The sequence below is a fragment of the Camelimonas sp. FR25 genome (assembly GCF_059740505.1).
In genome coordinates, this window is record NZ_JCAWFG010000073.1 from 26,321 (window position 1) to 38,726 (window position 12,406).

At 70.9% G+C, this 12,406-nt stretch carries 9 protein-coding genes; 5 read left to right on the forward strand and 4 right to left on the reverse strand.

The genetic code is table 11. The features are described from left to right. Positions 1 to 122: 122 nt before the first annotated feature. Positions 123 to 1,322, forward strand: a complete 1,200-nt coding sequence (gene bioB / locus AC6A67_RS08390; RefSeq protein WP_498036097.1) for a biotin synthase BioB — start codon at positions 123 to 125, stop codon at positions 1,320 to 1,322. A 229-nt stretch (positions 1,323 to 1,551) separates the two neighbouring features. On the opposite strand, the gene AC6A67_RS08395 is transcribed toward bioB, so the two are convergent. Genes AC6A67_RS08395 through AC6A67_RS08410 form a run of 4 tightly spaced genes read right to left on the reverse strand, consistent with a single transcriptional unit; the run spans position 1,552 to position 4,444 of the window. Next, positions 1,552 to 2,859, reverse strand: a complete 1,308-nt coding sequence (locus AC6A67_RS08395) for a CCA tRNA nucleotidyltransferase (protein WP_498036098.1) — start codon at positions 2,857 to 2,859, stop codon at positions 1,552 to 1,554. Positions 2,860 to 2,862: 3 nt separating this feature from the next. After that, positions 2,863 to 3,120 carry a DUF6111 family protein gene (locus AC6A67_RS08400; RefSeq protein WP_498036099.1) on the reverse strand — a complete coding sequence of 86 codons (258 nt, stop codon included), beginning with the start codon at positions 3,118 to 3,120 and terminating at the stop codon, positions 2,863 to 2,865. Next, complete coding sequence (locus AC6A67_RS08405; RefSeq protein ID WP_498036157.1) at positions 3,117 to 3,821, reverse strand: CoA pyrophosphatase; 705 nt, start codon at positions 3,819 to 3,821, stop codon at positions 3,117 to 3,119. Before AC6A67_RS08405 ends, AC6A67_RS08400 begins: the two co-directional genes overlap by 4 nt. A gap of 8 nt (positions 3,822 to 3,829) precedes the next feature. Then, entirely contained in the window at positions 3,830 to 4,444 is a 615-nt protein-coding gene (locus tag AC6A67_RS08410) for a DUF1285 domain-containing protein (RefSeq protein ID WP_498036100.1), read from the reverse strand. Positions 4,445 to 4,925: 481 nt separating this feature from the next. Here AC6A67_RS08410 and AC6A67_RS08415 point away from each other — a divergent pair, with 481 nt between their 5' ends. Genes AC6A67_RS08415 through AC6A67_RS08430 form a run of 4 tightly spaced genes read left to right on the forward strand, consistent with a single transcriptional unit; the run spans position 4,926 to position 12,405 of the window. Beyond that, complete coding sequence (locus AC6A67_RS08415) at positions 4,926 to 5,990, forward strand: AAA family ATPase (RefSeq protein ID WP_498036101.1); 1,065 nt, start codon at positions 4,926 to 4,928, stop codon at positions 5,988 to 5,990. A gap of 7 nt (positions 5,991 to 5,997) precedes the next feature. Beyond that, positions 5,998 to 7,008: a DUF58 domain-containing protein gene (locus AC6A67_RS08420; protein WP_498036102.1), complete on the forward strand. Its 1,011-nt coding sequence runs from the start codon at positions 5,998 to 6,000 to the stop codon at positions 7,006 to 7,008. Continuing rightward, complete coding sequence (locus AC6A67_RS08425; protein ID WP_498036103.1) at positions 7,005 to 10,262, forward strand: DUF4159 domain-containing protein; 3,258 nt, start codon at positions 7,005 to 7,007, stop codon at positions 10,260 to 10,262. Before AC6A67_RS08420 ends, AC6A67_RS08425 begins: the two co-directional genes overlap by 4 nt. A gap of 25 nt (positions 10,263 to 10,287) precedes the next feature. After that, the gene (locus AC6A67_RS08430) at positions 10,288 to 12,405 is read left to right on the forward strand and encodes a hypothetical protein (protein WP_498036104.1); all 2,118 of its coding nucleotides are present in this window, start codon (positions 10,288 to 10,290) and stop codon (positions 12,403 to 12,405) included. Position 12,406 lies beyond the last annotated feature (1 nt).

The following is a 12,406-nucleotide window of genomic DNA, read 5'->3' on the forward strand; positions in this document are numbered from 1 at the left end:
ATTTTCGTCGGACGTTGCGGGGCCGGTGTGGCGCTCAGGGCGCCGCCTGGGTTGCGCGGACGGCGCCGGTCTGGAAGCTAATGACAGGAGATTGACTCAAATATAGATAAAAGGAGAGGCGCATGGCCCGACAGGAGCAATATAGCAGCAACCCGGGCCCTAGCCTGCCGATCGCCCCTGTCGAGGGCCTGCGCCAAAGCTTGCACGACGACCAGCAAGCGTCCCACGCGCAGCAGGCGTCGCAGGCATTGCGACATGACTGGACCCTGGCCGAGGCGCGGGCGCTGTATGAGGCGCCGTTCAACGATCTGCTGCACGCCGCTCATGCCGTGCACCGGCGTCATTTCGACCCCAACCAGGTCGAGCTGGCGCGGCTGCTGTCGATCAAGACCGGCGGCTGCCCTGAGGATTGTGGCTATTGCAGCCAGTCAGCGCGCCACAATTCCGGCCTCAAGGCGTCGAAGCTGATGGAGGTCGAGCGTGTCATTACGGAAGCGCGCAAGGCCCGCGACGCTGGCGCGACCCGCTATTGCATGGGCGCCGCCTGGCGCAATCCCAAGGCCCGCGACATGGATGCGGTGGTGGCGATGATCGAGGGCGTGCGCGGCCTCGGCATGGAGACCTGCATGACCCTCGGCATGCTGACCCCGCATGACGCCCAGCGGCTCGCCGAAGCTGGCCTCGACTATTACAACCACAACATCGACACCTCCGAACGTAACTACGGTAACATCATCACCACCCGCAGCTTCGCCGACCGGCTCGATACGCTGGATCACGTCCGCGCCGCCGGCATCAAGGTGTGTTGCGGCGGCATCGTCGGCATGGGCGAGGAGACTGACGACCGCGTCGACATGCTGGTGACGCTGGCCAATCTGCCCCAGCATCCTGAAAGTGTGCCGGTCAACATGCTGATCCCGATCAAGGGCACGCCGCTGGCCGACGCGCCCCCCCTCGATCCGCTCGCCTTCGTGCGCACCGTGGCGCTGGCCCGGATCATGATGCCGAAATCGGTGGTGCGGCTGTCGGCGGGGCGCAGCGCCATGTCGGACGAAATGCAGGCCCTGTGTTTCTTCGCCGGCGCCAATTCGATCTTCGCCGGCGACACGCTGCTCACCGCCGCCAATCCCGAGGAAGATGCTGACATGGCGCTGTTCGCCCGCCTTGGCATACGGGCGGCGAAAATCGACCTGCCGGCGGCGGATCATGGCCATCAGCATGCAGGGGCAGAAGCTGGCCAGGGCGGGCCTGCGCCGGTCGCCGACGAGGCTGCGGACGGCGGCTGTGGTTGCGGCGGCTGTGGCTGCGGCGCCGCCGCCTGAGCCAATCAGCCATTTGTACCCGGCGGGCGGTCTTGCGGGCGCAGCGTCGGTCGGCAACCGTCAAACCCGCCTCTGAAGCCCGGACCCAATGAGCACGACTCATCGGGGTCCGCCCAGGTCAGGGCCGCTCCTGAACGACACAGGCCGCAGACGCCTTTCAGCGTCGCGGCCTTCAATGCTTGCGCAGCTGCGCTCGGAGTGCTCACCCAGGCCGCAGGTCAGGTGAGGGTCATGCCTCCGCGGCGATGAGCGTTCTCGCCTGATCTAGCAAGGCTGCGCGGGCGTCTGGCCCGGTGGGGCAGCCATCGGCCAGCCATTGCTGGCGCAGGCGCCGGGTGAGGGCGCCCATCTGCGGGCCGGCGGCGAGCCCCATCTCCAGCAGATCGGCGCCGCGCAGCGGCAATTGTGGCTGTGGCTGGGCGCCGGATGCGAATTGAGCCAGCCCGGCGCGGGCTTCCGGCGTCAGCGCCACGGCGCCGTCATCGTCCGGCGCCAGCAGGGCGCAGGCGTCGGCGACGGCTGCGACGCTCTCTGTGGCGACCAGCGCCCGCAGCTGGCGGAGATCGACGCGGCGGGCGCTGCGCATCGCCTCCATCACCCGGGCCAGCGCCGTCAGTCGGGCGGTTTCGGCCCCCGACAGGCGCAGACGGCGGCCAAGCAATGCGGCGTCCTCGCGCACCCGCACCGCCACGGCGGCGAGGCGCAGCACAGGATCGGGCCCGTCGCCCGCCGCGCGCTGGCGCGCGATCAGCCGCGCGAGCCGGCCTGGCTCGGCGACAATGCCGCTGACGGCGTGCAGTAATCCGGCGCCGGCCATCAAAGTGATGGCGTGCTCCGCGCCATCGCTGGCCAGCACCTTCAGTAATTCAGCTCGCACCCGCTCGGCTGACAGCTGCGCGAGGCCATCGCGCCCGGCGATGGTGGCGGCGAACCCCTGCGCATCGGCGGCTGAAGCGCCAAACCGCCCGACAAAACGGAAGAACCTGAGGCTGCGCAGATAGTCCTCGCGGATGCGGGTCCGGGCGTCGCCGATAAAGCGGATGCGGGTTCCTGCGCCGCCAGCCGCTCCCCTAGCAGCTCCAGCAGGCGCGCCAAGATCGGCATAGCCGCCGACCGGGTCATGCAGCCGCCCGCGCCCGTCGAGCGACAGCGCGTTGATGGTGAAGTCACGCCGGCGGGCGTCGGCGTCAAAATCCTTGCCATAGCGCACCACGGCGTGGCGGCCATCGGTCAGCACATCTTCACGCAGGCTGGTGATCTCGAACGGCTCGCCCTCGACCAGCACGGTGACGGTGCCGTGGTCGATGCCGGTGGGGATGCTCTTCAGCCCGGCGCGGCTGGCCCGCGCCACGGTCTCCTGGGGCACGACAGAGATGGCGAGGTCGATCTCGTCGACGTTAAGGCCGAGCAGGGCGTCGCGCACCGCGCCGCCAACAATGCGCAATTCGGCGCCGTCGCCATCGAGAGCGGCGAACAGCCGGGCGACCCTGGGGCGGCGGAGCAGGGCGGCGAGGGCCTCTTGCTGGTCAGCGGTCACGCATCACCTGAATTGACCGGGTTTCAACTGTCCGTCTTCGAAGCGCGGCGGCAGATAGCCGCCGTCCTCGCGCTGCTGCGTCAGCCCGGTGAAGATCATCACCAGCACCACCAGCCCAAGCCCGGCCACGGCCAGCCACAGGGTCTTGCCATCCCATGGAGCGCGGGTCAGCGGATTGCGCCGCCGCAACAGCAGATAGACCCCAAACACGATAAACGGGGCGAGAAATAGCCCCAATTGTTCAAACAGGACGCGGCTCACCCGTAAAACTTCCGGTACATGTTGTGAATGATGCCCGCCGTGGCCCCCCAGATGAAGCGCTCCCCATAGGGCATGGCGTAATAGCGCCGCAGCCGCCCCTGCCATTCGGCGGCGCGCAATTCATGATTGGCCGGGTTCATCAGAAACGCCAGCGGCACCTCAAACGCCGCCTCCACCTCCGCCGGGTTCAGCGTCAGGCGGAAATCCGGCTCGACGACGCTGACCACCGGGATAATGCGAAAGCCGGTGCCGGTGAGATAAGGGTCGAGATAGCCCAGCGGCGTCACCAGCCGGCGCGACAGCCCAACCTCTTCTTCGGCCTCGCGCAGGGCGGCGTTGAGCGGCGTGCCGTCTTCGGGATCTATCTTGCCGCCCGGAAACGCCACCTGGCCGGCGTGGCTGCGCATGGCGGAGGGTCGCTGGGTCAGCAGCACGGTCGGATCTGAGCGACGCACCACCGGGATCAGCACGGCGGCGGCGCGGGCGGCGGCCTCGTCAAAGGGGGGCGCCTCATCGCCATTGAGCGCGTGATCGCCGCCGGGGTTGGACAATGGCCCGCCGATGGCCGGCGGCTCAGGATAAAGCTGGCGGCGCGACCGGGCCAGAAAGCCGTCGATGCTGTAAGGCGGCGCATTGCTTTGGCCAGATGCCGCGTCGTTAGCCTGCGGCGCAGTGGGCGCCGCCCTGTCGGCCATGTCCATGCGGGCCATCAGCCGAGTTCTCCGACGCGAGCCATCGGGAAGAAGGCGCCATTGCTGCGCACGCCGAATTCCGCCTCGCCGCCATCGGCGGCCGGACGCTCCTCGCCCAGCGCGACCAGATCATACATCAGCGCCCGTTTGACCAGCGCCCACAGCTCGCCGCGCACGCGCACATAAGGCTTCAGTCCGCCTTCCGCATCGCGCTCGAAGCGCAGGGGATGGTCGGGACCGACGGTCACCACATCATCGACATTGGTGCGGAAACTGAGCGTCTGGCCATCGCCGGCGCCATCGCCGCCCACCGCCATCTCCACGGCGATGAAGGGCGCGTCCTCAACGCTGATGCCGACCCGCTCCACCGGCGTCACCAGCACGAAGCGCTCCGGGTCCTTGCGCAGGATCGAGGCGAACAGCTTGACCAGCGCGGGACGGCCGATGGGCGTGCCCATATAGAACCACGTGCCGTCGGCGGCGATGCGCATGTCGATGTCGCCGCAGAAATCCGGGTTCCACTTCTCCACCGGCCGGGCCGGGGCCGGTCCGTCGCCCGAGCCAATCGGCCCCAGGGCCGCAAACAGGCTCTCAAGTCCGGAAGGGGCGGATGTCGCGGTGCTGTTGCTCACTGTGTCTCCTCCGGGGCGGCGCGCGTCGCCGGGCCGCTGACCGACCTGCCGTCAGCCAGATGGGCCAGCGCTTCTGAATGCGCATCAGGCGAAAGCCGCTGCGCCACGCGGCCAGCGCATTTCCACCAAATTTGCCGGCCAGTGTCGCCGCCGGTCGCGTCCTATTAGACCATGGCCGACCAGATCAACAAAGCGTGCAGCAAGGGCAGTCCGGTTCGTGCTGTGGCCCAAGTGGCGGGGAGCCATCCTTTCCTGCGGCTGCGTCCGTATCCCGATGCGGGCCGCTGTCGTTAGCGGATTGGCCTCGCGGCAGGCGCTTTGGTCAATGCGCCGCTTTGGCATGAGGTCGCCGACAAGCCTCGCCTGACCGGCCTTGCCCGCGAGAGGATGCGTCTTCGGCCAAAGCATCGTATGCAGGACAGTCCCGCGCGTCCTGCGCCGCCCGCCGTTCGAGATGACTAACCCCAGGAGTTCCGCGCTGATGACCATCCTGTCCCCCGAACGTTCACCGGCGTGGCGACATGAGGCTTCTGCCGTCAGCGGCCAGGGCGGGCGCGCCGTCCCGGAAGCCGAAGCGCTGGCGGACGCTGAGGTCGAACAGGTGCTTGAGGGGCTGGGCCGGGCGCGCGCCGCCATCGGCGCGGTGATCTTCGGCCAGCCGCAGGTGATCGACCAGGCGCTGGCCACCATTGTCGCCGGAGGCCATGGCCTGTTCGTCGGCCTGCCCGGCCTCGCCAAGACCCGGCTGGTCGAGGCGCTGGGCGTGGTGCTCGGCCTCGACGCCCAGCGCGTGCAATTTACGCCGGATTTGATGCCATCTGACATTCTCGGCAGCGAGATTCTTGAAGAAGATGATCATGGCCGCAGGGCGTTTCGCTTCGTGCATGGGCCGGTGTTCACGCAATTGCTGATGGCCGACGAGATCAATCGCGCCAGCCCGCGCACCCAGTCGGCGCTGCTGCAGGCGATGCAGGAGCGGCACGTCACTGTCGCCGGCCAGCGCTACGATCTGCCGGCGCCGTTCCATGTGCTGGCCACCCAGAACCCGATTGAGCAGGAAGGCGCCTATCCGCTGCCGGAGGCGCAGCTTGACCGCTTTCTGCTGCAGATCGATGTGGCCTATCCCGACCGCGACGCCGAGCGACGCATTCTGCTGGAGACCACCGGCAATGACGAGCAACGCCCCGAGGCGGTGCTGGCGGCCGGGGAGTTGCAGGCGGCGCAGCGGCTGGCGCGGCGGCTGCCGGTGGGCGAGCAGGTGGTTGAGGCCATTCTCGACATGGTGCGCGCCGCCCGCCCCGATGGCGGCGATCCCGATATCGCTGGCCATCTCAGCTGGGGCCCTGGGCCGCGCGCCGGCCAGGCGTTGATGCTGGCCTCGCGCGCACGAGCCCTGCTCGATGGTCGCCTCGCGCCTGGCCTCGATGATGTGGCGGCGCTGGCAGGGCCGGTGCTGCGCCACCGCATGGCGTTGAGCTTCGCCGCCCGTGCCGATGGCGTGACGACGGCGGACCTGATCGATCGCCTCGTGGCGCGGCTGGGCTGAGGCGGTGATGGCGCGCGTCCGGGCGCAATCTGTCGCCATAGAGGGCCTGCTGCGGTCGCAAGGTCGCCCGGATGCGGGCGCCACGCAGCCGGACGGCGCTGGCCGTCAGGGGGCGGCTGAACTTGCGTCCGCTGGCGCAACGCTGGAACAGGCGCGCGATCTCGCGGCGCGACTGCCGCGCATCGTCATCCAGGCCCAGCAGGTGGCGGCCTCGGTGCAGGGCGTGCATGGCCGTCGCCGCGCTGGCGTCGGTGAGGATTTCTGGCAGTTCCGCCCCTATGCGCCCGGCGAAGCCGCCGCCGCCATCGACTGGCGCCGCTCGGCTCGCGATCACCGGCTCTATGTGCGCCAGCGCGAATGGGAGGCGGCGCAGCGCCTGTGGCTGTGGTGCAATCTGTCGCCGTCCATGGGCTTCCGCTCGTCGCTCGCCATGGATTCCAAGGCCGGGCGGGCGCTGACCCTTGGGCTGGGCCTCGCCGGGGCGCTGGCGCGGGCCGGCGAGCGCATCGGCCTGCTCGGCGGCGCGGCGACCAGCGGCCAGGGCGCGCTGGAGCGCCTCGCCCATGACGTCGCGCTGCATCTGCGCGCGGCGCAGCAGCCAGATTTGCCGCCACAGCTGACGCCCGCACGCTCCGACGTGGTGCTGCTGCTCAGCGATTGCCTCAACCCGCCGGAGGCGCTGGCGGCGCGGCTGCGCCAGCTCGCCGGGGCGGGCGCGCGCGGCTATGTGGTGTTGATCGCCGATCCGGTGGAAGAGAGCTTTCCGTTCAGCGGCCAGGCCCTGCTGGAGACGCCCGATGGCGGGCTCATCCTGCGCATCGGCGATGCGGCGCGCTGGGGGGAGGAATATCGCGAGGCTCTGGCTCGCCATCGCGCCGCCGTGGCGGAGATCGTGGCGCGCTGGGGCTGGACCCTGAGCCTGCACCGCACCGACCGGCCGGCCAGTGAGGCGGCGCTGCGGCTGATCAGCCTGTTGTCCGCCCCGCGCCCCGGGGCAGGCGGGGGAGGGGCGGCATGAGCGGCCTGTTTGCCAGCCTCGGCTTCGCCGCACCTTTGGCGCTGATCGCGCTCGTCGCCCTGCCGGCGATCTGGCTGTTGCTGCGGGTGACGCCGCCGACGCCGCGCCACATCGTGTTTCCGCCGCTGAAGCTGTTCGCCGCCATCGCCGCCCGGCGCGAAACCCCGGCGCGCACGCCCTGGTGGCTGACGCTGCTGCGGCTGGCGCTGGCCGCCTGCCTGATTCTGGCGGTGGCCGGGCCGAGCTGGAACCCGCGGCCTGATCGCGCCCTCGCCCATGCTGACGATGCGCCGCTCGCACTGATCATCGACAATGGCGCTGGCGCCGCCGGCGACTGGCCGCAGCGGCTCGCCCTCGCGCAGCGACTGGCGGCGGCCGCAGGTGAAGCAGGGGCGCCAGTCGCCGTGTTCGCCAGCGCCGCGCCGCCGGCAACCGCGACGCTGGAGACCGCCGCCGCCGCCAGCCGCCGCCTCGGCGCTCTTGCGCCGCAGGCCTTCATCCCCGACCGCGCCACGCTGCGCGAGCCGGTGCTGGCGTTTCTCGCCGCCCAACCGGCGGCGCATGTCGTCTGGATCAGCGATGCGCTGGACCTCGCCGCTGCGCCGCAGCCGGATGGCGAGGCCAGGCCCAATCCGGCCCCTGCATCGACGGGCAGCCCGACGCCCCCGCGCCTGGATGCGCGCGGTTTCGGCGCGGCGCTTGCTGAGGCTGCGCCCGGGCGGCTCAAGGTGTTTGGCGATGCGCCGCACCCCGGCTTCGCGCTTGCGGGCGCGGTCAATGGCGCTGAGGGGCTGGAGGCGCAGGTGGTACGGGTGGGCGACGCGGCGCCTGAGGCGCGGGGCGTGCTGCGCGCCGTCGACGGGCGTGGCCTGCCGCTGGGCGAGGTGGGCTTTGTCATGGCGGCTGGCGCACGACAGGCGCTGGCCCGGCTCGACCTGCCGGTGGAGGTGCGCAATCGCGCCGCGCGGCTGGATATCGTCGGCCAGAACACCGCCCAGGCGGTGCTGCTGCTCGACCGCAGCGGCAAACGCCGCCGCGTCGGTCTCGTCACCGGCGTCAGCGTCGACCAGGCCCAGCCGCTGCTGTCGCCGATCTGGTACGTCGACCGGGCGCTGGCCCCGACGGCGGAGCTGCGTGAGCCGCGCATGGGCGCCTCGGACGCCGTCAATGCGCTGATCGACGAGCAGGCCTCGGTGATCGTGCTTGCCGATGTCGGCGCGCTGGAGCCGGCGGTGCGCCGCCGTCTCGTGGCCTGGGTGCAGGCCGGCGGCGTGCTGCTGCGTTTCGCCGGGCCGCGCCTCGCCGGCGCCGACCCCGCCGCAGGCATGCCAGACGGCGCAGCCTGGCGCGACCAGTCCGGGGAGCCGGACGATCTGAGCCCGGTGCGGTTGCGCGGCGATGGTCGCAATCTTGGCGGCGCCCTGTCATGGGAAACGCCCAGGAACCTCGCCCCCTTCAACCGCGACGGCCCGTTCGCCGGCATTGAGACGCCGCAGGAGATCAATGTACGCCGCCAGCTGCTGGCCGAGCCCGATGGTGATCTGCCGGGGCGGACCTGGGCGTCGCTGACCGATGGCACGCCGGTGGTCACCGCCCGCCGCGACGGGGCGGGGCTGCTGGTGCTGTTCCACGTCACCGCCGACCCATCCTGGTCGAGCCTGCCCATGTCGGGCGCCTTCGTGCAGATGCTGCAGCGCATCGTCGCCATGGCCCCCGATGCGGCGCCGGTTATCGGCGCCCAATCTGGCGACGACGCTGGGAGCGCTGCGCCAGACGCAGCAAGGCGCGACGGGGCCATTGATGCTCAGGACGCCGCAACCGGCGCCGCCCCTGCAGGCCAACCTGCGCGCAACGCCATTCTGGCGCCCCGCCGTATCCTCGATGGCTTCGGCCTGTGGCGCGACCCGCCAGCCGAGGCGCGCGGCGTCGCGGCTGACGTGGTGAGCCGCGCCAGCCTGACCCATCCGGCGGGCTTCTATGGGCCGGTGGCCGCGACGCAGGCTGTCAATGTGCTGGTCGCCGGCGATGCGCTGGTCGCCGCCGATCTGGCGCCGCTGGACGCGCAGCCGATGCAGGACGGCGGCGTGCGCGATCTGCGCGGCCTGCTGCTGGCGGCGGCGCTGGCGCTGTTCCTGCTCGACTGCCTCGCCATGGCCCTGCTGTCTGGCGGCGCGGGCGCGCTCAGGGGGCGCGGTTCGTCGCACCGGCCGCAAGGCGCAGTTGGCCCAAGCGCCGGAGGGCAGGCGGGAGCAGCTACGTCCGGACGCGCCGCCATGCTGGCGCTGGGCCTGCTATCGGGGGCGCTGCTGCAGTCGCTTTCGCCGCAGCCCGCCATGGCCCAGGGGCTGCTCAACGCGCCGCAACAGCACATGCCCGAGCACTGGTCGCCGCCTGGCGTCCGTGGCTATGGCGCTGGCGGCGCCCAGGCTCCAGCCCCCCGGGCGGCGCCGTCCGCACGTCAGACGCCATCGGTCCCGCGCGCCGCGGCGGGCGGCCTGTCGGGCCGCGATCTCGATGCGGCGGCGGAGACCCGGCTGGCCTATGTGATCACCGGCGACGCCCAGGTCGACGCCACCAGTCGCGCTGGACTGATCGGGCTTGGCGATGCGCTGGCCCTGCGCACCTCCTTCGAACCCGCCGAACCCGTGGGGGTTAATCCCTCCAGCGACGAGCTGGCGTTCTATCCGGTGCTGTACTGGCCGGTGGTGGCCGGGCGGCCGCTGCCGGACGCCGCCGCCATTCGCAAGCTCGATTCCTATATGAAAGGCGGCGGTCTGGTGATCTTCGACACCCGCGACGCCCTGACCGCCCGGCCAGGCGCGCTGACGCCCGAGGGCGCGCAATTGCAGCGTATGCTGCGCGCGCTGGATGTGCCGGCGCTGGAGCCCGCGCCCCAGGACCATGTGCTGGGCAAATCGTTTTACCTGCTTGATCAGTTCCCCGGACGCTACAGCCGTGGCCAGACCTGGGTTGAGGCGCTGCCCGGCGGCGCTGCGGCAGGAAGGGCGCCGGCACGTGGCGGCGACGGGGTGACGCCGCTGATCATCACCTCCAACGACTGGGCCGCCGCCTGGGCGGTGGACGCCGACGGCCAGCCGCTGCTGCCGCTGACCGCTGACGGCCCTGACAACGCCGAGCGCCAGCGCGAAATGGCGCTGCGCGTCGGCGTGAATGTGGTGATCCATGCCCTGACCGGCAATTACAAGGCGGACCAGGTGCATCTGCCGGCGCTGTTGCGGAGGCTGGGTCAATGAGCTGCGCCATGCAGGGGGCGACGCCATGACCGCCGCCGTCTCGTCCATCGATTTTGCGCCGCTGCTGCCGCTGTGGCTGCTGGGCGTCGCCGCGGTGATCGGCGTCGGGCTGATCGGCCTCGGCCTGGTTGTCGCCGGCTGGCGGGCGCGGGGCGCGGTCAGCCTGCTGCGCCTGTTGGCTCTGGCGTTGATCCTGCTTGGCCTCGCCAATCCGGCGCTGGTGCGCGAGAACCGCGACAGGCTCAAGGATGTGGTGGCGGTGGTGGTCGACCGCTCGACCTCGCAGAGCCTCGCCGACCGCCGCGCCCAGACCGACGCGGCCGCTGCCGCCGTGATGAAGCAACTGGCGGCGCTGCCAGACGTGGAGATCCGTGTCGTCGAGGTGAAGGACGCCGCTGGCGACGAGGGCACACGGCTGATCGGCGCGCTGGGCGAACTGCTGGCCGACGCGCCGGCGGGCCGCGTGGCGGGGGTGATCGCCATCAGCGATGGCGTGGCCCATGATGCGCCGAAGGATGCCGCCGCCGCAGCCGAGGTCGCCAATCTGTTTGCTGGCGCACCATTTCATGGGCTGGTGACGGGGCGGCGGGACGAGGTGGATCGCCGGGTGAAACTCACCGAGGCGCCGCGCTTCGGCATCGTCGGCAAGGACATGATGATCCGCGCCGAGATCGTCGAGCGGGGCGGCCCCGGGCAGGCGCGGGTGACGCTGCGGCGTGATGGCCTCGTGCTGGGCGCGGCGACCCTCGCCGTCAATCGCCCGGTGGACATCCCGGTGCGGGTTGACCATGCCGGGGCCAATGTCATCGAGATCGACGTTGAGCCGCTGCCGGGCGAGCTCACCCTTGCCAATAACCGGGCCGTGCTCACCGTGGAGGGCGTGCGCGAGAAATTGCGGGTGCTGCTGGTCTCTGGTGAGCCGCACCCCGGCGAGCGCACCTGGCGCAATTTGCTGAAGTCCGACGCCAGCGTCGATCTGGTGCATTTCACCATTCTGCGGCCGCCAGAGAAGCAGGATGGCGTGCCGATCAATGAGCTGTCGCTGATCCCGTTTCCGACGCGCGAGCTGTTTCAGCAGAAGATCCGCGAATTTGATCTGATCATCTTCGATCGTTACGCCAATCAGAGCGTCTTGCCGTCGGCCTATTACCAGAACATCGCCAATTACGTGCGCAATGGCGGGGCCTTGCTGGTGTCCGCGGGTCCCGAATTCGCCGGACCCGCCAGCCTGGCGCGCACGCCCCTGGCCGCCGTGCTGCCAGCCATGCCTGACGGCAACGTGATGGAGACGCCGTTCCGGCCAGGCCTGAGCGAGCCCGGCAAGCGCCACCCGGTGACCCGCGAGCTGCCGGGGGCGGACGCGACCGACAAACAATGGGGCGCCTGGACGCGGCTGGTCGGCGCCGAGGTGGATCGCGGCGCCGTGGTGCTGGAAGGGCCGGAGCACAAGCCGCTGCTGGTGATGCAGCGCGAGCAGCACGGGCGCGTGGCGCTGCTGCTCTCAGACCACACCTGGCTGTGGGCGCGGAACTTCCAGGGCGGCGGGCCCTATCTGGAGCTGCTGCGCCGGGTCAGCCACTGGCTGATGCGCGAGCCGCAGCTGGAGGAAGAGGCGCTGCGGGCCGAGGCGCGCCAGGGCGACATCCACATCACCCGCCAGACCATGGGCGACGCGCCAGGGCCGGTGGTGGTGATTGCGCCGGATGGCGTCGAGACCAGCGTGCCGCTGACCCTGCTGCGCCCCGGCGAGTTTGTCGGCGTGATGAAGGTCGGCGGCCAGGGGCTGTACCGGCTGCGCGCCGGCGATCTGCTGGCCTTTGTCGCCGTCGGCCCGCAGAACCCGCTGGAGCTGGCCGATGTGTTCAGTGATCCGGCGCGGCTGCGACCGCTGGCGGCGGCGAGCAACGGCGACGTGCGCCGCCTGCAGCCCGGCGATGGCGCGCTGGCGACGCCGCAAATCCGCCTTGTGCGCAATGGCCCGCTATCAGGCGCCGACTGGATCGGCCTGCGCCCCCGCGACGGCCATGTGGTGCGCGGCGTCACCAGCACGCCGCTCGGCGTCGGCCTCGGCGCGCTCGGCCTGCTGCTGGGCGGCGTGCTGCTGCTATGGGTGGGCGAGGGCCGCCGGCGCGGGGCGCGTTAGC

What these genes read in the sequence shown, in the direction of transcription:
- AC6A67_RS08425 (WP_498036103.1), top strand. Translation starts at nt 7,005, where the DNA reads ATGAGCGGCCTGTTTGCCAGCCTCGGCTTCGCCGCACCTTTGGCGCTG.
- bioB (WP_498036097.1), top strand. Translation starts at nt 123, where the DNA reads ATGGCCCGACAGGAGCAATATAGCAGCAACCCGGGCCCTAGCCTGCCG.
- AC6A67_RS08415 (WP_498036101.1), top strand. Translation starts at nt 4,926, where the DNA reads ATGACCATCCTGTCCCCCGAACGTTCACCGGCGTGGCGACATGAGGCT.
- AC6A67_RS08405 (WP_498036157.1), bottom strand. Translation starts at nt 3,821, where the DNA reads ATGGACATGGCCGACAGGGCGGCGCCCACTGCGCCGCAGGCTAACGAC.
- AC6A67_RS08420 (WP_498036102.1), top strand. Translation starts at nt 5,998, where the DNA reads ATGGCGCGCGTCCGGGCGCAATCTGTCGCCATAGAGGGCCTGCTGCGG.
- AC6A67_RS08430 (WP_498036104.1), top strand. Translation starts at nt 10,288, where the DNA reads ATGACCGCCGCCGTCTCGTCCATCGATTTTGCGCCGCTGCTGCCGCTG.